Annotated in this window: 21 protein-coding genes; 11 read left to right on the top strand and 10 right to left on the bottom strand. The window is 73.0% G+C overall.

Features of this window, described 5'->3' with window-relative positions:
- The first annotated feature begins 61 nt into the window (after window positions 1-61).
- The gene (locus ACZ6K0_RS16010) at window positions 62-871 is read left to right on the top strand and encodes an NAD(P)-dependent oxidoreductase (protein ID WP_469228685.1); all 810 of its coding nucleotides are present in this window, start codon (window positions 62-64) and stop codon (window positions 869-871) included.
- A gap of 206 nt (window positions 872-1,077) precedes the next feature.
- Here the strand turns inward: ACZ6K0_RS16010 and ACZ6K0_RS16015 are convergent, their stop codons facing one another.
- Window positions 1,078-1,656 carry a TetR/AcrR family transcriptional regulator gene (locus ACZ6K0_RS16015; protein ID WP_376405189.1) on the bottom strand — a complete coding sequence of 193 codons (579 nt, stop codon included), beginning with the start codon at window positions 1,654-1,656 and terminating at the stop codon, window positions 1,078-1,080.
- A gap of 141 nt (window positions 1,657-1,797) precedes the next feature.
- On the opposite strand from ACZ6K0_RS16015, the gene ACZ6K0_RS16020 reads away from it, so the two are divergent.
- Complete coding sequence (locus tag ACZ6K0_RS16020) at window positions 1,798-4,260, top strand: beta-glucosidase (RefSeq protein WP_469228683.1); 2,463 nt, start codon at window positions 1,798-1,800, stop codon at window positions 4,258-4,260.
- Between the two features lie 60 nt (window positions 4,261-4,320).
- Here the strand turns inward: ACZ6K0_RS16020 and ACZ6K0_RS16025 are convergent, their stop codons facing one another.
- A complete protein-coding gene (locus ACZ6K0_RS16025) occupies window positions 4,321-5,250 on the bottom strand; it encodes an SGNH/GDSL hydrolase family protein (protein WP_469228682.1) in 930 nt (309 codons plus the stop codon).
- Between the two features lie 258 nt (window positions 5,251-5,508).
- Between ACZ6K0_RS16025 and ACZ6K0_RS16030 the strand changes: the two genes are divergently transcribed.
- Window positions 5,509-6,003, top strand: coding sequence for a DUF3145 domain-containing protein (locus tag ACZ6K0_RS16030; protein ID WP_024761313.1), 495 nt, complete (start codon window positions 5,509-5,511; stop codon window positions 6,001-6,003).
- 70 nt (window positions 6,004-6,073) lie between these two features.
- Here ACZ6K0_RS16030 and ACZ6K0_RS16035 read toward each other — a convergent pair whose 3' ends face one another.
- From ACZ6K0_RS16035 to fasR, 6 genes are all read right to left on the bottom strand, one after another.
- On the bottom strand, window positions 6,074-8,353 hold the full coding sequence (locus ACZ6K0_RS16035; protein WP_469576214.1) for a DUF7927 domain-containing protein: 2,280 nt from the start codon (window positions 8,351-8,353) through the stop codon (window positions 6,074-6,076).
- Window positions 8,354-8,661: 308 nt separating this feature from the next.
- Window positions 8,662-9,924: a beta-ketoacyl-ACP synthase II gene (gene fabF / locus ACZ6K0_RS16040; RefSeq protein ID WP_376405181.1), complete on the bottom strand. Its 1,263-nt coding sequence runs from the start codon at window positions 9,922-9,924 to the stop codon at window positions 8,662-8,664.
- A 79-nt stretch (window positions 9,925-10,003) separates the two neighbouring features.
- Entirely contained in the window at window positions 10,004-10,252 is a 249-nt protein-coding gene (locus ACZ6K0_RS16045; protein ID WP_469228678.1) for an acyl carrier protein, read from the bottom strand.
- A 57-nt stretch (window positions 10,253-10,309) separates the two neighbouring features.
- Window positions 10,310-11,341 (bottom strand): ketoacyl-ACP synthase III, encoded by a 1,032-nt coding sequence (locus ACZ6K0_RS16050; protein WP_376405177.1) that lies wholly within the window; start codon window positions 11,339-11,341, stop codon window positions 10,310-10,312.
- A gap of 18 nt (window positions 11,342-11,359) precedes the next feature.
- Complete coding sequence (locus ACZ6K0_RS16055; protein ID WP_376405175.1) at window positions 11,360-12,277, bottom strand: ACP S-malonyltransferase; 918 nt, start codon at window positions 12,275-12,277, stop codon at window positions 11,360-11,362.
- Window positions 12,278-12,366: 89 nt separating this feature from the next.
- Window positions 12,367-13,548: a fatty acid biosynthesis transcriptional regulator FasR gene (gene fasR, locus ACZ6K0_RS16060; protein WP_469228676.1), complete on the bottom strand. Its 1,182-nt coding sequence runs from the start codon at window positions 13,546-13,548 to the stop codon at window positions 12,367-12,369.
- Between the two features lie 82 nt (window positions 13,549-13,630).
- On the opposite strand from fasR, the gene ACZ6K0_RS16065 reads away from it, so the two are divergent.
- Window positions 13,631-14,317 carry a pirin family protein gene (locus ACZ6K0_RS16065; RefSeq protein ID WP_469228671.1) on the top strand — a complete coding sequence of 229 codons (687 nt, stop codon included), beginning with the start codon at window positions 13,631-13,633 and terminating at the stop codon, window positions 14,315-14,317.
- Between the two features lie 4 nt (window positions 14,318-14,321).
- Here the strand turns inward: ACZ6K0_RS16065 and ACZ6K0_RS16070 are convergent, their stop codons facing one another.
- Window positions 14,322-15,506, bottom strand: coding sequence for a L,D-transpeptidase (locus ACZ6K0_RS16070; protein WP_469228669.1), 1,185 nt, complete (start codon window positions 15,504-15,506; stop codon window positions 14,322-14,324).
- A 215-nt stretch (window positions 15,507-15,721) separates the two neighbouring features.
- On the opposite strand from ACZ6K0_RS16070, the gene ACZ6K0_RS16075 reads away from it, so the two are divergent.
- From ACZ6K0_RS16075 to ACZ6K0_RS16095, 5 genes are all read left to right on the top strand, one after another.
- Entirely contained in the window at window positions 15,722-16,912 is a 1,191-nt protein-coding gene (locus tag ACZ6K0_RS16075) for a lipid II:glycine glycyltransferase FemX (RefSeq protein ID WP_376405167.1), read from the top strand.
- Complete coding sequence (murJ, locus tag ACZ6K0_RS16080; protein ID WP_469228667.1) at window positions 16,909-18,567, top strand: murein biosynthesis integral membrane protein MurJ; 1,659 nt, start codon at window positions 16,909-16,911, stop codon at window positions 18,565-18,567. The genes ACZ6K0_RS16075 and murJ overlap by 4 nt, the downstream gene beginning before the upstream one ends.
- Before the next feature lie 56 nt (window positions 18,568-18,623).
- Window positions 18,624-19,307, top strand: coding sequence for a response regulator (locus ACZ6K0_RS16085; RefSeq protein WP_376405163.1), 684 nt, complete (start codon window positions 18,624-18,626; stop codon window positions 19,305-19,307).
- Between the two features lie 83 nt (window positions 19,308-19,390).
- Window positions 19,391-20,926 (top strand): ATP-binding protein, encoded by a 1,536-nt coding sequence (locus ACZ6K0_RS16090; protein WP_376405240.1) that lies wholly within the window; start codon window positions 19,391-19,393, stop codon window positions 20,924-20,926.
- Window positions 20,923-21,576: a hypothetical protein gene (locus ACZ6K0_RS16095; RefSeq protein ID WP_469228665.1), complete on the top strand. Its 654-nt coding sequence runs from the start codon at window positions 20,923-20,925 to the stop codon at window positions 21,574-21,576. The genes ACZ6K0_RS16090 and ACZ6K0_RS16095 overlap by 4 nt, the downstream gene beginning before the upstream one ends.
- 116 nt (window positions 21,577-21,692) lie before the next feature.
- On the opposite strand, the gene ACZ6K0_RS16100 is transcribed toward ACZ6K0_RS16095, so the two are convergent.
- The gene (locus ACZ6K0_RS16100) at window positions 21,693-22,511 is read right to left on the bottom strand and encodes a serine hydrolase domain-containing protein (RefSeq protein ID WP_376405238.1); all 819 of its coding nucleotides are present in this window, start codon (window positions 22,509-22,511) and stop codon (window positions 21,693-21,695) included.
- Window positions 22,512-22,622: 111 nt separating this feature from the next.
- Here ACZ6K0_RS16100 and ACZ6K0_RS16105 point away from each other — a divergent pair, with 111 nt between their 5' ends.
- Window positions 22,623-23,084, top strand: a complete 462-nt coding sequence (locus tag ACZ6K0_RS16105; protein ID WP_469228847.1) for a MerR family transcriptional regulator — start codon at window positions 22,623-22,625, stop codon at window positions 23,082-23,084.
- Complete coding sequence (locus tag ACZ6K0_RS16110; RefSeq protein WP_469228664.1) at window positions 23,081-24,097, top strand: aldo/keto reductase; 1,017 nt, start codon at window positions 23,081-23,083, stop codon at window positions 24,095-24,097. The genes ACZ6K0_RS16105 and ACZ6K0_RS16110 overlap by 4 nt, the downstream gene beginning before the upstream one ends.
- Window positions 24,098-24,183 lie beyond the last annotated feature (86 nt).

Consider the following 24,183-nt stretch of genomic DNA (forward strand, 5'->3'; position numbering starts at 1 on the left):
CATGGGGACCATGCGAGACATTCGCTTGTCGCATGACTTGGCCCGACCTAGCGTCGACGGCATGGACAACGACACGGACAACACGACGCAGAAGATCGCCTTCCTCGGCCTCGGCTCCATGGGCCTCCCGATGGCCCGCCGCCTCCTCGACGCCGGTCACCCGCTGACCGTCTGGAACCGCACGGCCGCCAAGGCGGACTCCCTCGTCGCCGACGGGGCCGTCCGCGCCGCGAGCCCCGCCGAGGCCGTCCGCGACGCCGACGTCGTCGTCACGATGCTCGCCGACCCGGCCGCCGCGCTTGCCGTCGCCGACGAGCTGATCCCGGCGCTGCGCCCCGGCACCCACTGGATCGACACCTCGACCGTCGGCCCGGACACCGTCCGCGCGCTCGCCGCCCGGCTCCCCGACGGGGTCACCCTGATCGACGCGCCCGTCATGGGCAGCGTGGACCGGGCGGCCGCCGGGGAGCTGATCATCCTCGCGGGCGGCGACACCACGCCCGTCGCCGCCGTCCTCGACCGGCTCGGCGAGACCACGCCGTGCGGCGGCCCCGGCACGGGCGCCGCGCTCAAACTGGTCCTCATCAACGCCGTGATCGGCGGCGTCGCCCTGATCGGCGAGGCCCTCGCGCTCGCCGGCACCCTCGGCCTGCCCCGCGAACTCGCGCTGCGCACCCTCGCCGAGGGCCCGCTCGCCGGAGCCGTCGGCCGGGCCACCGCCACCGGCGTGCACTTCCCGGTCGCGCTCGCCGCGAAGGACGTCGCCCTGGCCACGGCGACGGCGAAGCTCCCCGTCCTGGAGGCCGTCCACGCGACCCTGACCGGGGACCCGGCCCGGCTCGGCGAGGACCTGGCGGCGGTCGCCCGCTAGGTCGTGTCCGGAAAGTAGCGCCGTCTGCCCGGAGGGCAGGAGCCGCGGCGTCTGGTGCGTGCGATCGCAAGGCGCCGGGATGCCCTCGTAGCGGTGGGGGTACCTCCCGTGCCCGGAGGGCCACGGGGGACTACGTGGGCATTTCGGCAACGCGGCGAGCGTGCGTGCCAGGCGTCGCGGCTCAGGCGGGACTTTCCGGACACGGCCTAGCTCTTCGGGCCCTCGTCCCCGCGCAGCAGCCGCAGGAAGTCGTGGAAGGCGGCCGGCATGTCCACCGCCGCCGGGTCGAGGAGCCACTGGTACTGGAGCCCGTCCACGACGGCGGTCAGGAGCGGCGCCGCCTGCTCGGGGGTGAGCCCGCTCGGCAGCCGGTCGCCGAACTCCAGGCGCAGCACGTCCGCCATGCTCGCCCGCACCTGCCCGTACCGCTCGGTGAAGAACTCCCGCGCCGGGTGTCCGTCCGTGACGCTCTCGCCGAGCAGGGCGGAGAAGGTCTGCACGATCCCCGGCCGCATCGCGTTGTACTCGACGAGGGACTCCATGAGGTCGAGCCGCCAGTTCTCGCGGTCCCTGCCGCCGCTGGTGTCCCAGCGGTCGCGCTCCTCCAGGACCGCGATGAGCAGGGCCTCCTTCGTCGGGAAGTAGTGCAGCAGCCCCTGTTGGGTCAGCCCGACGCGCTCGGCGACGGAGCCGAGGGTGGCGCCCCGGTAGCCGCGCTCGGCGATCACTTCGAGGGTGGCCCGCAGGATCTCCGCACGCCGCTCCTCGCTCCTGGCCCGCACCATCGCCGCGGCCCCCTCTCCAGACGTCCTGCCGAGACCGTACCGCCTCGCCGAATATAACGGAATGATAACGTCACCTACCGATCTACAGGTAAGTGGGTGCACGATGGGGCCATCGGGGTACGTCAATGAGGAGGTACGGCCATGGCGGCGACGACCACGGGCACCAGCGCGGACACCACCGGCGCGGAGATCACCAGGGAGGCCGCCGTCGAGGCGGCGCTCGCCAAGCTCGACCTGGACACCAAGACCCGGCTGCTCGGCGGCCAGGACATGTGGTCCCTGCCCGCGCTGCCGGAGATCGGGCTGAGCTCCCTGGTCATGTCCGACGGCCCCATCGGCGTCCGCGGCGTCCGCTGGACCGCCGACGACCCGTCCGTCGCCCTGCCGTCCCCGACCGCGCTCGCCGCCGCCTGGGACCCCGCGCTCGCCCGCCGCGCCGGCCGGCTCCTCGCGCAGGAGGCCCGCCGCAAGGGCGTCCACGTCCTCCTCGCCCCCACCGTCAACCTGCACCGCACGCCGCTCGGCGGCCGCCACTTCGAGGCGTACAGCGAGGACCCGTACCTCACCGGCGAGATCGGCACCGGCTACGTCCAGGGCGTCCAGGACGGCGGCGTCGGCACCACCGTCAAGCACTTCGTCGCCAACGACGCCGAGACCGACCGCTTCACCGTCGACAACAAGATCGCCGCGCGCCCCCTCCGCGAGCTCTACCTCGCGCCCTTCGAGGCCATCGTCAAGAACGCCCACCCCTGGGGCATCATGACCGCCTACAACCAGGTCAACGGCGTGACGATGACCGAGCACCGCTACCTCGTCAACGAGGTCCTGCGGGGCGAGTGGGGCTTCGACGGCTACAACGTCTCCGACTGGATGGCCGCCCGCTCCACCACCGGCGACATCGAGGGCGGCCTCGACGTCGCCATGCCCGGCCCCGTCACCGTCTACGGCGAGGCCCTCGCCGCCGCCGTCCGCGCCGGCGAGGTCGAGGAGTCCACCGTCGACGCGGCCGTACGCAACGTCCTGCGGCTCGCCGCCCGCGTCGGCGCCCTCGAAGGCGCCCCGGCGGCCGTCACCGAACTCCCGGCCGCCATCGACGGCGACGCCCTCGCCCGCGAGATCGCCCGCCGCGGCTTCGTCCTCGTCCGCAACGAGAACGCCGCGCTGCCCCTGAAGAACGGCACGGTCGCCCTTGCCGGCGCCGCCGCCCGCGACGCCCGCGTCCTCGGCGGCGGTTCCGCCCAGGTCTTCCCCGAGCACATCGTCTCCCCGCTCGCCGGCCTCACCGCCGCCCTGCCCGACGGCGCGCTCACCTTCACCGTCGGCGCCGACCCGAGCGACGAACTCACCCCCGCCGACCTGGGCTTCACCCTCCGCGCCCGCTGCCGCGACGCCGAGGGCCGCGTCCTCGGCGAGGGCTCCCTGCCCAACGGCCAGGTCCAGTGGATCGGCGACGACCTGCCCGCCGGCGTCACCCACGAGACCCTCGCCTCCATCGAGGTACTCGGCACCTTCACCCCGCGCGAGTCCGGCGAGCACTCCTTCGGCACCCGCGGGCTCGGCGCCTTCGTCCTCTCCGTCGGCGGCGTCACCGTCTTCGACGGCGTCCAGGCGATGGGCGCCGAGAGCGACCCCTTCGAAGCCTTCTTCGGCTCCCCGGTCGAACGCGCCAAGGTCACCCTCACCGCCGGCGAGACCGTCGAGGTCTCCCTGCGCCACACCCTGAACAAGGAGTTCGAGGCGCCGCTGCCGGCCGTCATGTTCTCCTTCGTCCACCTCGGTCCGCGCCGTGACCCCGACGAACTGATCGCCGAAGCCGTCGAGGCCGCCCGCACCGCAGACACCGCCGTCGTGGTCGTCGCCACCACCGAGCGCGTCGAGTCCGAGGGCTTCGACCGCAAGGACCTCGCCCTCCCCGGCCGCCAGGACGAGCTCGTCCGCGCCGTCGCCGCCGCCAACCCGAACACCGTCGTCGTGGTCAACGCCGGCTCCCCGGTCGAGATGCCGTGGCGCGAGGACGTGGCCGCGATCCTCCTCAGCTGGTTCCCCGGCCAGGAAGGCGGCGACGCCCTCGCCGACGTCCTCACCGGCGCCGAGGAGCCCGGCGGCCGCCTCCCCACCACCTGGCCCGCCGCCCTCGCCGACGTCCCCGTCACCGAGGTCACCCCCACCGAGGGCGTACTCGACTACACCGAGGGCGTCTTCATCGGCTACCGCGCCTGGGACAAGGCCGGCGCCGTCCCCGCGTACCCCTTCGGCCACGGCCTCGGCTACACCACCTGGTCGTACGACTCCCTCACCGCGGGACCCGATGCGGTCACCGTCCGGCTCACCAACACCGGCGACCGCACCGGCCGCGAGATCGTCCAGATCTACCTGGCCCCCGGGGCGGACGTCGTCGACCGCCCGGCGCGCTGGCTGGCCGGCTTCGCGAACGTCGAGGCCGCGCCCGGCGAGACCGTCGAGACCGAGATCGCGCTGCCCCGCCGCGCCTTCGAGATCTGGGACGAGGAGAAGAACGACTGGGCCTTCGTCGCCGGCGCCTACGAGGTCCTGGCGGCCCACTCCCTCACGGACGCCCGCCTGACCACCACCCTGGAGATCTGACCACCGGATCCCCCCATGACCGGGCCCCGGGACGGCACCTGACAACCGTCCCGGGGTTCCTCACTCCTTCGTGATCCGCCGGTACGCGAGCTCCGCGAGCCGCGCCTGACCGTCCCGGCTCGGATGGAACCAGTCCCACGGGCTCAACTGCCCGTCGCCGAAGCGGAAGCCGAAGACCGCGCCGCCGTCGTACCGGCAGCGCTCGTCCTCGGCGCAGACCTCCTCCAGGACCTCGTTGTACGCCACCACCCGCTCCCGCACCGCCGTCCGCCGCCGCTCCGCCGTCGGACCCAGGTCCTCCGCGTCCGCGAGCATCGAGCCGCAGATCCCCAGCTTCCACACCTGCAGACCCGCCGGGTTGAGCCGCCCCGTCGCCCACAGGTGCTTCAGGTCCGGCACGCTCGACACGTACACCTGCGCCTTCGGCGCGCCCGCCCGCAGCCGGGCCAGCGCCGTCTCGAAGGAGAAGCGGAAGTCGGCGACCGGCGTCATGAGTTCCGGCGTGGGCCGGCAGGCGTCGTTGGCGCCCATCATCACCGTCACGAGCTCCGGCTTCTCGGCCGCCGCCCCCGCCATCTGCTCCGGCAGCTCCGCCATCCGCGCACCCGTCCGCGCCAGGTTCCAGCTGCGGGTGGCGGCCTTCTCCGGGCCGAGCAGCCGCAGCGCCAGGCTGTTGACGGCCGCGTCCGTCCCGGTCGCCCAGGACGCCTCGGGGCAGTCGGCCAGGACCGCGCAGGCGTCGAAGGCGCGGGTGACGGAATCGCCGACGGCCGCGAGCGAGCCGGGGGAGACGTCCCACAAGGACGTCGGAGTCGGTGTGGGCGAGGGAGTGGGTGCGGTCGTCGGCGTCCGTCTCGCCGCCTCGGTCTCCGACCCCCCGGCCGTACAGCCGGAGAGCACGCCCACGCACAGCAGCGCCGCCGCGCCGGAGGCGACAGCGGTACGGGCGGTAGTGCGGGCAGCGGTAGGGAATCTGCGTCGGCCGCGCATCCTCGGCCCCTCCTTCGGCGTCCTGGCGGGTGAAAGGTTCGTGTTCACCGGCCCCCGGACCGACCGTACGTCACACCGATGACGGTGCGGCACGGTAGCTTTTCCCCCGTCGAACCAGAGGCGCCTTCGCCGACGGGCTCCGGTAAATTACCTCACGTCACATGCTGTCCCCTTTTTGAGGGTTTGTGAGGATTTGCTCCGGATGCTGTTAACTGAGGCCGCTGGGAAGGCGAACCTCGTCCCACACTGGAGGTCCCGGTGACGACACGTGGAGTCCTGTACGTACACTCCGCACCGCGCGCGCTGTGCCCGCACGTCGAATGGGCGGTCGCGGGTGTCCTCGGCGCGAGGGTCCAGCTCGACTGGATCCGCCAGCCGGCGTCCCCCGGCACCTGGAGAGCCGAGTTCTCCTGGAAGGGGCAGACCGGCACCGCCTCCAAACTCGCCTCCGCGCTGCGCGGCTGGCAGATGCTCCGCTTCGAGGTGACCGCGGAACCCTGCCCCACCGCCGAGGGCGAGCGCTACAGCGCCACGCCCGAACTGGGCATCTTCCACGCCGTCACCGGCATGCACGGGGACATCCTCATCCCCGAGGACCGGTTGAGGGCCGCCCTGGCGCGCTCCCTCCAGGGCGAGACCCAGCTGGAGGCCGAGGTGGCCAAACTCCTCGGGAAGCCCTGGGACGACGAACTGGAGCCCTTCCGGTACGCGGGCGAGGGCGCCCCGGTCCGCTGGCTGCACCAGGTCGTCTGACGGTCCGTTCCCTCCCCGTACGGCCGGACGGCCTCACCCTGGTGGGTGAGGCCGTCGGCGCGTTCAGGGGTCAGGAGTGACGGCCCCGGCTTCGGCGTCGGGCGGTGAAGGCCAGGACGCCACCGAGGACGACGGCGATCGTGGCGGCGACGGCGGCCGGTCCGGCGAGCGAGCCGGTGTCGGGGAGCTGGTCGGGGCCGGGCCCCGGAGCGCCGCTCTCCGTCGGAACCGGGCCGGTGCTCGTGCTCGTGCTCGGCTCAGGCGTGGGAGTGGGAGTGGGAGTGGGAGTGGGGGTGGGGGTGGGTGTGGAAGTGGATGTAGGCGTCGGCGTCGGCGTCGGTGTCGGCGTGGGCGTGGGCGTCGGCGTGGGTGTCGGCGTCGGCGTAGGTGTCGGGGGTACGACGACGTCGGTCGTGGTGGTGCAGTCCGGGTCGCTGCCGTCGGCCGGGCAGTTGCCGCCGGGCAGGTCGCCCACCACGGTGTTGGTCAGCTTCTTGTCTCCGGCGGCCGGCTTCCTGACCGTGACGGTGTAGGTCAGCCGGGCGCTCTCGCCGACCCCCAGGTCACCGGTCCAGCTGAGCTTCGGGGCGGTGTAGTCCGTGGTGCCGCTGGTGGCGGTGGCGTCGTCGTCGTAGGTCGCGTCGTCCAGCACCTCGCCGAGGTCGTCGGTGACGGTCAGCGCGTCGAGCGGGGTGTTGCCGCTGTTGGTGATGTCGACGGTGTAGGCGACCTTGTCGCCGGGGGCGGCGCTGGTGCGGTCGACGGTCTTCTCGACGAGGTAGGCGGGCTTGGAGGACACCGTGTTGCGCACGGTGTTGCTGGTGCGCTCCTGGTCGCGGCCCGTCTGCTTGCCCTGGAAGGCGACCGTGGCGGTGTCGTCCAGCTTCGTGCCCGGGGCGGTGTCGGCCGCGACCTTCGCCTTGAACGCGACGGTACGGGACGCGCCGGGTGCCAGGTCGGCGGAGGTGCAGTTGACGGTGGTTCCCTCCACGGCGCAGTCCGGGTTGGAGCCGTCGACGTACGTGGTGCCGGCGGGGAGCTTGTCGGTGAGGATGACGTCCGTGGCCGTGTCCAGGTCGTCGGTGGTGCCGTCGGCGTGCTTGTTGGTGAGGGTGAACGTGTAGGTGATGGTGTCGCCGGGGCCGACCAGTCCGGGCGGGCTGTCGGTGGTGCTGCCGGGCGGGTCGTTGGCCTTGGTGAGCTGTAGGTCCGGCTCGTGGGCCGCCAGGGCCAGCCAGACGGCCTGGGGTTCCAGCGCGTCGCCCGCGCCGTTGATCCGGAGCAGGGCCTGAGTGCTGCCGGCGGGGATCTTGCCGGTCACGTCGAGGATGCGGGCGTCGTAGCCGTAGTTGTTGACGGGGGCCGGGGTGCGGGTGGTGATGTTGGCGCCGGTGCCGTCGGTGGCGACGTTGTCGATGCGGCTGGTGAAGGCGTTGTCGGTGGCGACACCGGTCGGGCCGGGCATCAGCAGCTCGGTGAGGTTGCCCGCCTCGGAGCCGACCAGGGCCTGGTCGCCGGCGATCGGCGCGTCGCCGTCCCCGACGGTGACGCCCATCGTGGCCGCCGCCGGGCCGCCGGCCGGTGTGCGGATGCCGGCCAGGGTGAGGGTGGCGAGGTTGTCGGGGTCGCGCAGCAGCTGGTAGCCGTCCCAGACCTGGAGGTAGCGCAGGGGCTGCGCGGGGTCCTCGTAGGCGACGACCAGTGACCAGCCGCCCCAGCAGCCCACGTTGTTGCCGCCGTGGTTCTGGGCGGAGGAGCGTCCGCTGCAGGCCTGGATGTCGGAGACGGTGTACGTCCCCGCTCCCGCCGCCTTGACCTCGGCGGTGACGTCCTTGACGGCGCCGGCGGCCATCAGCGGCTCCGGTGGCGTACCGCCGACCTTCTGGTCGAAGTAGTCGTAGGTGTCCGCGGTGACCTGCTGGTACTCGCTCGACCCGGGGACCTTCCAGGACACCCGGTCGCCCTTGGCGAGGTCGCCGGAGGTGCCGTTGGTGCTCGTACCGGTGGGGTTGAACTGCCAGTAGAGCCGCGCGGAAAGGACGGTGGCGCCCGCCGGCAGCTCCAGTACGGCGGAGGAGGCGTTGGGGCCCGGGGCGTCGGGGTCGGACTTCACGAACATGGTCCGGCCGTTGTTCGAGCCCTCGGTGTCGGAGCAGACGGTGCCGTCGCTGTCGTCGCAGGTCAGCACCGAGTTGGAGGCCATCGTCAGGTTGCCGTGCGTGAGCAGGGTGACCACCGGGTCCGGGCCGATCGGCCGCTGGGACCCGGCCCCGCGCGGGGCTGTCTGGAAGGCGTTCGCCGCTGGTGGCGACCCCAGGGCCAGAGCGGCCACCGTGAAGGTGCCCACCACGGGCAGCAGGATTCTTCCCGGCCGCCCACGCAGCTGGTGACGACGGATCATGTGTGACGCCTCTCGCGGGCGGAGTTCCCGGTCGGCGCCTGTCGCCGACCGCACAGGGCCGCCACCAGGAGCGGTCCCGGCGGCGGCACGGGCGTCAGCATCACACGGGGTGATCCCTCGTTCGGGTGGGACACGCGCACCCGTTCATACCTTTCGTACGAGAATATGAAGGATGCCCGCTGTGCCGGGAAAACGAAGGAGGCCCACCCCGTGATCGGGGTGGGCCTCCTCGGCGTCGGACGGGTGCCGGACGGGGATCAGACCGTGCGGAACGCCAGGACCACGTTGTGGCCGCCGAAGCCGAAGCTGTTGTTGATCGCGGCGATCGTGCCCTGGGGGAGCTCGCGGGGCTCGCCGCGGACGATGTCCGCGTCGACCTCGGGGTCCAGGTCGTCGATGTTGATCGTCGGCGGGGCCAGACGGTTGTGGAGCGCCAGGACCGTCGCGACGGTCTCGATGCCGCCCGCGCCGCCCAGGAGGTGACCGGTCATCGACTTGGTCGCGGAGATCGCGACGTGGTCGAGGTCGTCGCCCAGGACCTTCCGCAGCGCCTTGATCTCGGCGACGTCGCCCTGCGGCGTCGACGTGGCGTGCGCGTTGAGGTGGACGACCTCGGACGGCTTGAGGTCCGTCGAGTCGAGCAGGTTCTGCATGGCGGCGGCGATGCCCCGGCCGGTCGGCTCGGGCTGCGCGATGTGGTGGCTGTCGGCCGACAGGCCCTGGCCGAGGACCTCGCAGTAGATGCGCGCGCCGCGCGCCTTCGCGTGCTCCTCGGACTCCAGGATCACGACGCCCGCACCCTCGCCGAGGACGAAGCCGTCCCGGCCGGTGTCGTACGGACGCGAGGCCTTCGTCGGCTCCGCGTTGTTCTTGGACATCGCCATCATGTTGGCGAAGGCGGCGATCGGCAGCGGGTGGATCGCGGCCTCGGTACCGCCGGCCACGACCACGTCGGCCCGGCCGGTACGGATCATCTCGACGGCGTAGCCGATCGCCTCGGCGCCCGACGCGCACGCGGAGACCGGGGTGTGGACGCCCGCCCGGGCGTTCACCTCCAGACCCACGTTGGCGGAGGGGCTGTTCGGCATGAGCATGGGCACGGTGTGCGGGGAGACGCGGCGAACGCCCTTCTCCTTCAGCACGTCGTACTGGTCGAGCAGCGTGGTGACACCGCCGATGCCGGAGGCGATGACGGAACCGAGCCGCTCGGGCACGATCTTCTCGTCCTCGCCGGCGGGGGCGGTGTAGCCCGCGTCGGCCCAGGCCTCACGGGCCGCGATCAGCGCGAACTGCGCCGAGCGGTCCAGCTTGCGGGCGAGCGGGCGGGGCAGGACGTCACCGGGGTCGACGGCGGCGGTCGCGGCGATCTGCACGGGCAGCTCCGCGAAGCGCTCGCCCTCAAGGGGCTTGACGCCGGAGCGACCAGCGAGAAGACCTTCCCAGGTCGACGCGGAGTCGCCACCCAGCGGTGTGGTTGCGCCGATACCGGTAACGACCACGGTGCGATTGGTCGAGCTCACAGGAATTCGTTCTCCATGTGTGTGATGGTCGGAATACGGCGCCACCGCCGGGTGGCGGACCGAGTCAGCAGGGGCCGAATCAGGCCTGGTGCTTCAGGATGTAGTCGGCAGCGTCGCCGACCGTCTTGAGGTTCTTGACGTCCTCGTCCGGGATCTTGACCTCGAAGCGCTCTTCGGCGGCGACGACGACCTCGACCATGGACAGGGAGTCGACGTCCAGGTCGTCGGTGAAGGACTTGTCCAGCTGGACGTCCTCGACCGGGATGCCGGCGATCTCGTTGACGATCTCGGCGAGACCCTTGACGACCTGCTCCTGGGTGAAGGCCATGGTGGCGCTCCTTCTGTGATTGCTTCGGTAAAAGGGCTTCCGGAAGGATCCGGGTGCCTAGGGGAGGGTAACGACCGTCGCGGCGTAGACGAGACCCGCCCCGAAGCCGATGACGAGCGCGGTGTCGCCGCTCTTCGCCTTCCCGGTCGCCAGGAGCCGCTCCATCGCGAGCGGAATCGAGGCGGCCGAGGTGTTGCCGGTGGTTTCCACGTCACGGGCGATCGTGACGTGCTCCGGCAGCTTCAGAGTCTTCACCATCGAGTCGATGATCCGCATGTTCGCCTGATGCGGGATGAAGACGTCCAGGTCGTCCGCCGTGATGCCGGCGGCGTCCAGCGCCTGCTGGGCGACCTTCGCCATCTCGAAGACGGCCCAGCGGAAGACCGCCTGGCCCTCCTGCGTGATGGCGGGGAACTTGATCTCGCCGGCCTCGTTGAGCGGCAGCTTCGAGACGTCGCCGACGTGGAACTCGTTCCACGGCACGGTCTGCTTGATCGTCTCGGACTTGTCGCCCTCGGAACCCCAGACGGTCGGGCCGATGTGCGGCTCGTCCGAGGGGCCGACGATCACGGCACCGGCGCCGTCGCCGAACAGGAAGGCCGTCGCGCGGTCCTCCAGATCCGTCAGGTCGCTGAGCCGCTCGACGCCGATCACGAGGACGTACTCCGCAGAGCCCTCGACGATCATGCCCTTGGCGAGGGTCAGGCCGTAGCCGAAGCCCGCGCAGCCGGCGGAGATGTCGAACGCGGCGGGGTTACCGGAGCCGATCTTGTCGGCGATCTCGGTGGCCACGGCCGGGGTCTGCTTGAAGTGCGACACCGTGGAGACGATCACGGCACCGATCTGCTCCGGGGTGATCCCGGCGTCCGCGATGGCCTTGCCGGAGGCCTCCACCGACATGGCGGTGACGGTCTCCTCCGGGGAGGCCCAGTGACGGGTGGAGATGCCGGAGCGCGAGCGGATCCACTCGTCGGACGAGTCGATCTTCTCGAGGATCACCTCGTTCGGCACGACCCGGGTCGGGCGGTAGCCGCCGACACCCAGGATCCGCGCGTACGGGGCGCCCTTGCTGGGCTTGATCTTCGACATGCTTCTCGACACTCCTTCTCAGACGGCCGCGTGCTCGGCGATGAGCGTACGGGCCGCGTCGAGGTCGTCGGGGGTCTTGAGGGCGACGGTGGCCACACCCGGCAGCGCGCGCTTGGCGATGCCGGTGAGGGTGCCGCCCGGGCACACCTCGATCAGGGCGGTCGCGCCGAGCTCCTGGAAGGTCTCCATGCACAGGTCCCAGCGGACCGGGTTGGCGACCTGGCCGACCAGACGCGCGAGGACCTCGGCGCCGGTGGCGACGGTCCGCCCGTCCTTGTTGGAGACGTACGTCACGGTCGGGTCCGCCGGGGACAGCGCGGCGGCCGCCTCCTCCAGCTTCGCGACGGCGGGCGCCATGTGGTGCGTGTGGAACGCGCCGGCGACCTTCAGCGCGACGACACGGCGCACGCCCTCCGGCTTGTCCGCGTCCAGGGCGGCCAGCTGCTCCAGCGTGCCGGCGGCCACGATCTGGCCGGCGCCGTTCACGTTGGCCGCGGTCAGGCCGAGCTTCTCCAGGTGCGGGACGGTCACCTCGGGGTCGCCGCCGAGCAGCGCCGACATGCCGGTCGCGGTGACCGCGGCGGCCTCGGCCATCGCGAGACCGCGGGTACGGACGAGGCGCAGCGCGGCGGTGTCGTCGAGGACACCCGCGAACGCGGCGGCGGTGAACTCGCCGACGCTGTGACCGGCGACGGCGCCGGGCGACACGTCACCGAGGGCCGCGGCCGAGAGCAGGCCGGCGGCGACCAGCAGCGGCTGCGCCACGGCGGTGTCACGGATCTCGTCCGCGTCGGCCTTCGTGCCGTAGTGGACGAGGTCGAGCCCGATGGCCTCGGACCACGCCGCGATGCGGTCGGCGGCACCGGGGAGTTCGAGCCAGGGAGTCAGGAAGCCGGGCGTCTGAGCGCCTTGGCCGGGAGCGACGAGTACGAGCACCCTCACACTCTCTCTTGGGGACGGCTCCCAGCGCCCGTGAGGACAAGGACGAAGAACCGTCGGGGGAATTGTTGGTCTTCGACAAAAGTCTAGGACTGGGGATCTCCGTCGGCCAAGCGTCCGAGAATGAGCGCGATCCGCAGCGTGAACGCGGAGCGGACATCGGAGGGTGACCAACCGGTGACGTCGGTCACACGTCGAAGCCGGTAGCGCACGGTGTTGGGGTGCACGAACAGCATCCGCGCCGCGCCTTCGAGACTGCTCGCCTGCTCCAGGTAGACGCTCAGCGTCTCCAGGAGCGCCGAGCCCGCCTCCTCCAGCGGTCTGTAGATCTCCTCCACCAGCTGGTCGCGTGCCGAAGGGTCGGAGGCGATGGCGCGCTCCGGGAGGAGATCGTCCGCCAGGACCGGGCGGGGCGCGTCCTGCCAGGCGGTGCAGGCCTTGAGGCCGGCCGCCGCGGCCTGCGCGGAGCGGGTCGCGGCCAGCAGGTCGGGGACGACGGGACCGGCCACGACCGCACCCGGCGCGTACGGGCCGATCAGCGACTTCGCCACGGCGAGGGGGTTGTCGCTGCCGCCGGCGATGACGACGAGCCGGTCGCCGAGGACGCCGGTGAGGACCTGGAGCTTGGCGTGCCGGGCGGCCCGCCGGATCGCCTCCACGGTCAGCTCGCTGTCCCCGTCGGGGGCCGTGCCGAGGATCACGCAGACGTGGTCCGGCGAGTTCCAGCCGAGGGCGGCGGCCCGGGAGACGGCGCCCTCGTCGGCCTCGCCGGAGAGCACCGCGTTCACCACGAGCGACTCCAGGCGCGCGTCCCACGCGCCCCGGGCCTCGGCGGCCTGCGCGTACACCTGGGCGGTGGCGAAGGCGATCTCCCGGGCGTAGACGAGCAGCGCCTCGCGGAGCACGGACTCGTCGCCGGGGGCGGCGACCTCCTCGATCGCCGACTCCATGACCTCGATGGTCGTGCGGACCATCTCCACGGTCTGGCGCAGGGTGATCGCCCGGGTCAGCTCGCGGGGCGCGGTGCCGAAGACGTCCGTCGAGATCGCCTGCGGCGTCTCGGGGTGCCGGAACCACTCGGTGAACGCGGCGATACCGGCCTGGGCGACCAGACCGATCCACGAACGGTTCTCGGGCGGCATCGCCCGGTACCACGGCAGCGTCTCGTCCATGCGGGCGATGGCGCCGGCGGCGAGTCTCCCGGAGGACTGTTCGAGGCGCTTCAGGGTCGCGGCGTGCGGATGAGCGGCGTTCGTGGGTTCTGGCACGGGGACAAGACTGCCTTATCAGGGCGCCGACATGCGGGGGCGGGGCGGATTCACCCGGGCCGCCCGCACTACCGTACGTACCGTGACACGCATCCAGCGGGCGGCGGAGCGGTACCCCGGGGGCGAACCGGCGGCCGGGATCGAGACCCGCCACGCCCTCTCCTTCGGGCCGTACTACGACCCCGACAACCTCCGCTTCGGCGCGCTCCTCGCCTGCAACGAGGAGCGGCTCGCGCCGGGTGCGGGCTTCGACGAGCATCCGCACAGCCACACCGAGATCGTCACCTGGGTCGTCGAGGGCGAGCTCACCCACCACGACACGGCCGGTCACACCACCGTCGTCCGCCCCGGCGACCTCCAGCGGCTCGGCTCCGCCGGGGGCGTCCGGCACGTCGAACGCAACGACGCCGACGTGCCCCTGGTCTTCGTGCAGATGTGGCTCGCCCCGCTGACGCCGGGCGGGGACCCCTCGTACGAGGTGGTGCGCGCGCTCGACGGGGCGTACGACCTGCCGGCGGCGGACGCGCGGCTGCACGTCCTGCGACCGGCGGCGGGCGAGCGCACCGCCGTACCGGACGCCGACTTCGCGTACGTCCATGTCGTACGCGGCACGGTCGTGCTCGACGGCGACGCACTCGGCTCCGGCGACGAGCTCCGCCCCGGCGACGCCGCCCGGATCACCGACGCCGAGGGCCGCACACTCGCCGCCACGACCGATGCGGAGGTCCTGATCTGGGAGATGTCGGACTGGCGCAAGGCCCTGGGCTGACCCTTCAGGCGAGCGCGCTCTTCGCCTTCCACTGCGCCCAGCTCAGGTTCCACGCCCCGTAGCCGTTGCCCTCCGCGACCGTGCCCTTGGTGTCGCGGCCGATGATCTCGAAGGGGTCGCCGACGTTCACCTGGCCGTAGAACGACGCGGCGTTCTCGTCGCTCATGCCGATGCAGCCGGAGCTCTTGTTGGCCTTGCCGAAGTACGCCGCGTTCCACGGCGCAGCGTGCGCGTACATGCCCGACCAGGTCAGCCGCATCGAGTAGTCGACCATCTTGTCGTAGGCGTCGCCGAGGCCCACCGTCTCCGAGTTCATGTTGATGGTGCCCTCCTTCGCCATCAGGACCGCCGTGCCCCGCCAGGACCGCTTGTCGCCGCCCGGGGTGCCGCCGGACACCGGGATCGTGCGCACCGCGCGCCCGTCCCGCACCACGGTCAGCTTCTGCCGGTCCAGGTCGACCTTGACGACCTGCGCGGCGCCGACGGTGAAGCCCGTGCGGTAGTCCCGGACGAACCAGCCGCCGCCCGAGTCCGTGCCGTTCAGGTCCGCTTCGAGGGTGACCTTCGTGCCGGGCTTCCAGTACTCCCGCGGCCGCCAGTCCGCCCTGTCGCGGCCCGAGTAGTCCTTCACCCAGCCCCAGGAGCCCTCGGTGGCGTTCGACGTGGTGACCTTCAACTGCCGCTCCACGTCCGCCTTCCGCGTCACCGGCAGGTCGAAGACGATCGACAGGGGGTGCCCGATGCCCACCGTCGTGTTCTTGCCGGGCGCCAGGGTCAGCTTGTTGACCTTCTTCGCTTCCGGCGTCGAGAAGGAGGACCGGGTCGTCGCCTCCTTGCCGTCGGCGGTACGGGACGTCACCTCCACCGTGTACGAGGTGCCCGGCGCCGCCTTGCGGTCCGACGTCCAGGTCGTCCCGCCCGCCCCCGTACGGCCGGTGAGGACCCCGCCCTCCGCGTCGGCGACCTTCACCGCCGCGAGCGTGCCGCCCGCCGCGGTCACCGAGACCGGCCGGCCGGCCGCCGGATCCACGACCGTCACCTTCGCCGGGGACGCCGCCGACGCAGGGTCCCGCGTCCCCGACGGGCCGGGGCCGCTCGCCGCCTGGGCGGAACAGGCGGTGAGCGAGACGCCCAGCGCGACGGCGGCGAGGACGGAACGGGCGGAACGGGATGTGCGTATCGGCAGCACGGAAGACCTCCGCGAGAGGAGAAGGGAAGGAAGAAGGGGGGATGTTCCGGACTGTAGGCCGCGTACGCCGCCCGCGGGCCGCCCGGAGCCCGTGTGACAAGGGCTGCGGCGCAACCGTCATCGTCCGGTCACAATCACCGCGCGCACCCGTCGAATTCGGCTGTGAGCCTGCTGTGCGCCCCACCACCGAGGGGCGGAACCAGGAGGCTCCCGTTGTGTCAGCGCTGCTCGTGACGGCCGCACCCACCGACCGCCGCACCCCCGCGGGCCCGGTCAGGCTCGGCCCCGTGACCCCCGAGACGTACCGGGCCTTCCTCGCCTCCCGCTCCACCGGCGCGGACGGCCCCAGCTTCCTGCAACTCCCCTCCTGGGCGGAGGTCAAGGACGGCTGGCGCCATCAACTCGTCGGCTGGGGGCCCGAGTCCGGTGACCTCACCGGCGTCGCCCTCGTCCTGCTCCGCCAGTTCCCCGGCACCCGCAAGTACTTCGCCTATCTCCCCGAAGGGCCCGTCGCCGACTGGTCCGACCCCGACCTGGACGGCTGGCTGTCCCCGCTCCTCGGCCACCTGCGCGCCTCCGGCGTCTTCGCCGTCCGCATGGGCCCCGGCCCCGCCTACCGCCGCTGGAGCGCCGCCACCGCCAAGGCCGCCACCGGACCCGGCCGCCGCCTCGCCGACGTCCTCGCCGACGAGGTCGACCCGCTCGGCACCGTCGTCGCCGAACGCCTCAGGGCCCGCGGCTGGCGCAAGTGCGGCGGCGACTCCGAGGACGGCGCCGACGCCCAGCCCCGGCACGTCTTCCAGGTCCCGCTCGCCGGCCGCTCCACCGACGACCTCTGGTCCGGCCTCAACCAGGAGTGGCGGCGCAACGTCCGCAAGGCCGGCAAGTCCGGCGTCGAGATCACCATCGGCTCCGCCGCCGACCTGCCCGAGTTCTACCGGCTGCTCCGCATCACCGAGGAGCGCGACGGCTTCCGCCTCGGCCGCTCCCTCGCCTACTACGAGCGCCAGTACGCCGTCCTCAACGCCGAACAGCCCGGCCGCATGCGGCTCTACCTCGCCCGCCACGAGGGCGAGATACTCGCGGCCCACACCATGGTCACCGTCGGCGCCCGCGTCTGGTACCAGACCGGCGCCTCCGCCGACCACCGCCGCGAGGTCCGCCCCTCCAACGCCCTCCAGTGGCGCATGATGCTCGACGCCCACGCCCTCGGCGCCGCGGTGTACGACCTCCGCGGGGTACCCTCCACCCTCGATCCGGACGACCGCGCCCACGGGCTCCTGCGCTGGAAGCTCGGCACGGGCGGACAGGTCGTCGAGACGCTGGGGGAGTGGGAGATTCCGATGCAGGGCACGACCAACCAGGCGCTGTTCCGCGCCTTCCAGGCATATCTGGCCCGCCGGTGACGAGCCCGGCAGCCACGCTCACCGCCACGCGCCGGAGGGCGAAGGCCCCCTCCGCGCTCCGCTCCGGCGCCCTCATGGCCGCGGGGTCGCTGGTCTCCCGCGCCACCGGCTTCGTCCGGGCCTCCGTCGTCGCCGCCGCGCTCGGCGCGGCCGCCGTCGCCGACGGCTACGCGGTGGGCAACTCCGTCCCCACCATCGTCTACATGCTGCTCCTCGGCGGCGCCCTCAACGCCGTCTTCGTCCCCGAGCTGGTCAAGGCGGCGAAGGAACACGAGGACGGCGGCGTCGCCTACACCGACCGGCTCCTCACCCTCTGCGCGCTCGCCCTCACCGTCCTCACGGCCGCCGCCGTGTTCGCCGCGCCGCTGATCGTCGACACGTACACCGACTACACCGGCGCGCAGCGCGAGATGACGGTCGCCTTCGCCCGGGCCTGCCTGCCGCAGATCCTCTTCCTCGGCCTCTTCACCCTCCTCGGCCAGGTCCTCAACGCCCGGGGCCGGTTCGGCGCCATGATGTGGACCCCCGTCCTCAACAACGTGGTCGTCGTCGCCGTCTTCGGCCTCTTCCTCGTCGTGAGCGACGGCGGCGAGCTCACCTCCGGCGAGACCGCCCTCCTCGGCTGGGGCACCACCGCCGGCATCGCCGCCCAGGCCCTCGCCCTCCTGCCCTCGCTGCGCGCCGCCGGCTTCCGCTGGCGCCCCCGCTTCGACTTCCGCGGCAGCGGCCTCGCCGCGCCGCTCCGCGCGGCGGGCTGGCTCGTGCTGCTCGTCCTCACCAACCAGGGCGCGTACTGGGTGACCACCTGGCTCGCCACCTCCTCGGGCTCCGACACCTCGGGCGGCGGCGGCCTCGCCGCGTACAACAACGCCTATCTGCTGTGGAGCGTCCCGCACGGCATCATCACCGTCTCCCTCGTCACCGCGCTGCTGCCCCGGATGAGCGGCGCCGCCGCCGACGGCGACCTCGCGGGCGTCCGCCGGGACGTCGACTACGCGCAGCGGACCAGCGCGGCGGCGGTCGTCCCGGCGGCCTGCGCGCTCCTCGCCCTCGCCGTCCCGCTGATGACGGTGGTCTTCCAGTACGGGGCGACCGACGGCGACGACATCCGCGCGATGTCCTGGATCCTCATCGCCTTCGCGCCCGGCCTCGTCGCCCTCTCCGGCCAGTACGTGTGCACCCGCGCCTTCTACGCCCTGCGCGACACCCGTACGCCGTTCCTCCTCAACCTGGTGATCGCCGGCCTCAACGCAGGGCTCTCCCTGGCCGCGTACCACTACCTCCCGACCCGCTGGGCCGTCGCGGGCATGGCCGCCGGCTACTCGATCGCCCTGTGGGCGGGCTGGGCCCTCACCGCGTACGTCCTCGGGCGCCGGCTGCGGGGGGCCTCCGGCGCGGGCACCTCCGGGGAGAGCGGCGGCGCGGGCTCCGCGCTCGCACGGCTCCTCGTCGCCGCCGTCCCCGCCGCCGGGTACGCCCTGCTCGTCGCCGACCTGACGGGCGCGGCGGCCGGTGCCGTCGTCGCCGGGCTCGCCGGAGGCCTGACCGTCCTCGCCGTCTTCGCCCTGCTCGCCCGCCCCCTCCGCCTCGTCGAGGTGCAGGCCCTCCTCACCACCGGCACCACCCGCCTCCGCGGCCTCGCGCGGCGGGCCTGACCCACCCGGCACCCCCTCTCCGGGGAGGCCCCGAACGACCCTGGGATACTCCACAGATGCCCCGCGTGCTCCTCATAGAAGACGACCCCTCCGTCCGCGAGGGCGTCGAACTCGGGCTGCGCCGCCGCGGGCACGAGGTGCTGACCGCGGCCACCGGGGAGGCCGGGCTCGCCGCCCTCGGGGAGTTCCGGCCGGACCTGCTCCTCCTCGACCTGATGCTGCCCGGCCTGAACGGCGTCCAGGTCTGCCACCGGGTCCGGGAGAGCAGCCAGCTGCCGATCATCATGCTCACCGCCCGCGGCGACGACTTCGACGTCGTCATCGGCCTGGAGGCCGGCGCCGACGACTACATCGTCAAGCCCGCCCGTACCGAGGTCATCGAGGCGCGGATACGGGCCGTGCTGCGGCGGATCGAGGAGCCCGGCGCGGGCCGCCCGGCCGTCGAGTTCCACGGCGAGCTCGCCGTCGACCGGGCCGGACTCACCGTCGCCAAGGCGGGGGAGCGGCTCGCCCTCGCCCCCTCCGAGCTGAAGCTGCTGCTCCACCTCACGGCCGCCCCCGAGCAGGTCTTCAGCAGACAGCAGCTCCTCGAACACGTCTGGGAGCACAGCTACCACGGCGACGCCCGGCTGGTCGACGCCTGCGTCCGCCGGCTGCGCAACAAGATCGAGGACACCCCCGGCGAACCCCGCTACATCCAGACGCTGCGCGGCTTCGGCTACCGCTTCGGACCCCTGTGAAGACCCGCGTGAAGACCGGCGGCGTGAAGACCCGTGTGGAGACCGGCGTGGAGACCGGCGTGGAGACCGGCGTGAAGACCCGCGTGAAGACCCGCGTGGGTCCGGATCCGGAGGCCGGGCGCGAACCGGACGCCGGCTCCGGACCCGAACCGGCCCCCCGCCGCCGGAGGGCCCGCGGCCCCCGCACGCGCCCCTTCGGCCTGCGCACCCGGCTCGTCCTCGCGTTCCTGCTCGTCGCGGCCGTCGGCTGCGGCACCACCGCCGCCCTCACCTACCGGGCCGCCCGCAACGCCATCCTGGAGCAGGTCCAGGACACCGCCATGTCCGCCTTCCGCGAGCAGGTCCAGGGCCTCGGCACCTCCCTGCCCGTCGAGGCCGACACCGTGAAGAGCCAGGTCCTCCTGATCGCCCGCCAAGGGAAGCCCCGCCCCTGGCGCGTCTACGCCGAGTACGGCGCTCTCCGCGTCTCCTCCGCCGACCGCCCCACCTCCTCCGTCATCACCCCCGAGCTGCGGGCCCGGGCCAACGCGTCCGCCGCCCCGCACGGCAGCTTCCAGCGCGTCGTCAAGAACGGCATCCCGTACCTGACGATGGCCGTCCCCACCGTCTTCTACGCCCTCTCCCCGAACGACGACGCCACGCAGCCCACCGGCCTCGTCTTCTACGCCGTCATGGAGCTCGACGAGGAGGAGGCCAACATCGAGGCCATGGTCACCGCCGCCCGCGACGGAGCCCTCCCCGCCCTCGCCGTCGCCCTGATCCCCGCTCTCCTCGCCGCGCGCGGCGTCCTCCGCCCCGTACGCGAGCTGCGGCTCGCCGCCCACAACATGGGCCGCGGCCGGCTCGACACCCGGATCCAGGCCAAGGGCAGCGACGAACTCTCCGACCTCGCCCGCACGTTCAACGAGTCCGCCGCCGAGCTCGAACGGTCCGTCGCCGAACTCCGCCGCGCCGAGACCCGCGCCCGCCGCTTCGCCTCCGACGTCTCGCACGAGCTGCGCACCCCGCTCGCCGGCATGCTCGCCGTCACCGAGGTCCTCGACGAGGACGCCGACTCCGGGACCCTGGACAGCGACACCGCCCGCGCCGTCCGGCTGATCAGCGCCGAGACCGGCCGGCTCGCCGTCCTCGTGGAGGACCTGATGGAGATCTCCCGCTTCGACGCGCGCGCCGCCGAGCTCCACACCGACGAGGTCGACGCCGCCGACTGCGTCCGCATGACCCTCCGGAACCGGCACTGGACCGACCCCGCGTCCGTCGTCCCGGACCTCGCCCCGGGCATCAGGGCCCGCCTCGACCCGCGCCGCTTCGACGTCGTCGTCGCCAACCTCGTCGGCAACGCCCTGCGGCACGGCGGCGCGCCCGTGACCGTCCGGGTGTACGAGGAGGGGGACCACTTCGTGACGGAGGTCGCCGACCGGGGTCCTGGCATCCACCCGGACGTCCTGCCGCACGTCTTCGACCGCTTCTACAAGGCGGACCCGGCCCGGACGCGCTCGGCGGGCAGTGGCCTCGGCCTCGCGATCACCCTGGAGAACGTCCGACTGCACGGAGGCACCGTGGAGGCCGCCAACCATCCCGGCGGCGGCGCCGTCTTCACCGTGAGGATGCCCCGGTGACCCGCCGCCGGCCGGGCCTCGCGGCCCTCGCGGCCCTGGCCGGGCTCCTGCCGCTGGCCGGCTGCGGCATCCAGGGGACCGACGTCGTCGAGGCGGGCGCCGCCGCGACCGTCCTCGTCGCGCCGAATCCCGGGTCCCGGATGGTGCTGTACTTCGTCGGCCCGGACGGCCGCTCCATGCCGGTGGCCCGTGACGTCGGGTTCGGGAGCCCGGACTCCACCGGCGAGGTCGACCTCTCGGGGAACGCCCGGGGCCACGCCGACGGATCCGGCACGGGCGCCGACCAGAAGATCCCGGGCGCGCACATGCCCGGCACCAAGGTGCTCTCCGCGCTCCTCGCCGGGCCGAGCGGGGCCGAGGCCGCCGCGGGCCTGACCACCGCCCTGCCGCGCGGCGTCGGCGCTCCGCAGGTCCAGGTGGAGAGGCCCGCCGGCTCGCAGGCCGGCCGACTGCTGCGGCTGCGGGCCCCGTTCAAGGTCACGGACCTGCCGCCGGCGGCCGTCCGCCAGCTGGTGTGCACGGCCGGCTACGCGGACGATCCGGAAGGCCGGACGGAGGTGGCCGTCGCCGGCCTCGACGGCTTCCTGGCGCCGGCCACCTGCGCGGAGACGCTGGGGGCGGCCGGGGCGTCGGGGGCGTCCGGCGAATAGCGCCCGGTCAGGCCGCGCCTGGCCGCGCTCAGGACGCGCTCAGGACGCGCTCAGGACGCGCTCAGGACGCGCTCAGGACGCGCTCAGGACGCGCTCAGGACGTGCTCAGGACGTGCTCAGGCCGCGCGCAGCTCCGCGAGGACCGCGTCCGTGAACGGCGGCCAGGCCTCGACCGCCCACGGCCCGAAGGGCCGGTCGGTGAGGGCCACGCACGCGGCCCGCGCGTCCGGATCGATCCACAGGAACGTCCCGGACTGCCCGAAGTGCCCGAAGGTGCGCGGCGAGGAGGTGGCGCCCGTCCAGTGCGGGGACTTGCCGTCGCGGATCTCGAAGCCGAGCCCCCAGTCGTTCGGCCGCTGGTGCCCGTAACCGGGCAGGATGCCGGTCAGACCGGGGTACGTGACGGTCATCGCGTCGAGGACGGTCCGGGCGTCGAGCAGCCGGGGCGCCTGCACCTCGGCGGCGAACCGCACCAGGTCGTCGACGGTCGACACGCCGTCCTTGGCGGGCGAGCCCTCCAGCGTCGTCGAGACCATGCCGAGCGGCTCCAGGACCGCCTGGTGCAGATACTCGGCGAAGGGGATGTCGGTCGCCTTGGCGACGTGGTCGCCGAGCGCCTCGAAGCCGGTGTTGGAGTAGATCCGGCGGGTGCCGGGGGCCGCCATGACCCGGTTCTCGTCGAAGGCGAGCCCCGAGGTGTGGGCCAGCAGGTGGCGGACGGTCGCGCCCTCGGGCCCGGCGGGCTCGTCGAGGTCGATCGCCCCCTCCTCGTACGCGACGAGGACGGCGTACGCCGCGAGCGGCTTGGTGACCGAGGCGAGCGGGAAACGCCGCCCGGTGGGGCCGTGGGTCCCGGCCAGGGTGCCGTCCGCACGGACGACGGCGGCGGCCGCGGTGGGGACGGGCCAGTTCTCGATCGACGCCAGGCTCGGCACGCTGCTGCTCTGCATGGGGCCGAGCCTACTTGCTTCGAGTGCACTCCAACGTTTTAGCGTGGGGGCATGAGCGCGATCGCGAGCACGAGCACGGCGACGACGACGGCGGCGATGACGGCGATGAGTACAGCGACGAGTGCGGCGGCGAGTACGGCGACGAGTGCGGCGACGAGCACGGCCACCGGCACGAGCGGGACCCGGGCGCACTACACCATCAGCGAGGTCGCCGCCCTGACCGGCCTCTCGGCGCACACCCTGCGCTGGTACGAGCGGATCGGCCTGATGCCGCACGTCGACCGCTCGCACACCGGGCAGCGCCGCTTCGGCGAGCGCGACCTCGGCTGGCTGGCCTTCGTCGGCAAGCTGCGGCTGACCGGCATGCCCGTCGCCGACATGGTCCGGTACGCCGAACTCGTCCGCGAGGGCGATCACACCAGGGACGAACGACGGGAGCTCCTGGAGACCACCCGGCGGGACGTCCTCGCCCGGATCACCGAGCTCCAGGACACGCTCGCCGTGCTCGACGTCAAGATCGGCCACTACGGAACCGCAAGCGGAGGCACCCCCACATGACCAGGATCGACACCGTACGTCTCGGCGGCCAGGACGGCCCGGAGATCGGCGTCCAGGGCTTCGGAGCCATGGGCATCAGCGAGTTCTACGGAGACACCGACGAGACCGCGGCCCGCGACACCCTCGACGCGGCCCTGGAGGCCGGCGTCACCCTGATCGACACGGCCGACGTCTACGGGAGCGGCGCCAACGAGGAGTTCCTCGCGCCCTTCGTCGCCGCCCACCGCGACGAGATCACCCTCGCCACCAAGTTCGCCATCGAGCGGCGCGCCGACGACCCGGCGTACCGGGGCATCCGCAACGACCCCGCGTACGTCAAGCGGGCCGCGGAGGACAGCCTGCGCCGGCTCGGCGTCGACACGATCGACCTCTACTACATGCACCGCCGCGACCCCGACGTCCCGTTCGCCGAGTCCGTCGGCGCGATGGCCGAGCTCGTCCAGGAGGGCAAGGTCCGCTTCCTGGGGCTGAGCGAGGTGACCGGTCCCGAACTGCGCGAGGCCCACGCGGTGCACCCGATCGCCGCCCTCCAGTCGGAGTGGTCGCTCTTCTCCCGGGACGTGGAGCGCAGCGCCGTCGGCGTCGCCGCCGAGCTCGGGGTGACCCTCGTGCCGTACTCGCCGCTCGGCCGGGGCTTCCTGACCGGGGCGTTCGCGGACGCCGGCAAGGACCTGACGGACGACGACTTCCGCCGGCACCAGCCCCGGTTCACCGGCGAGAACGCGGAGCGGAACGCCGCCCTGCTCGACCCGGTCCGGAAGATCGCCGCCGCGCACGGCGCCACCCCGGCGCAGATCGCCCTCGCCTGGGTGCAGCAGCGGTCCGCCGTGCACGGCCTGACGGTCGTCCCCATCCCCGGCACCCGCAAGCGCTCCCGCCTGGAGGAGAACGCTGCCGCCACCCGGATCACCCTCACCACGGCCGAACTGGCCGAACTGGAGCCGATCGCCGGCCTGGTGGCGGGCGACCGGTACCCCGACATGCGGTTCACGTCCCTGTCCCGCGAGGTCTGACACCGCGGTCCCGCGAGGTCTGACACCGCGGTCCGGCGAGGGCTGAGGCCCCCGTCCCGCGAGATCCGACACCGCCGTCCCGCGAG

The sequence above is a fragment of the Streptomyces sp. NPDC042346 genome (assembly GCF_055581845.1).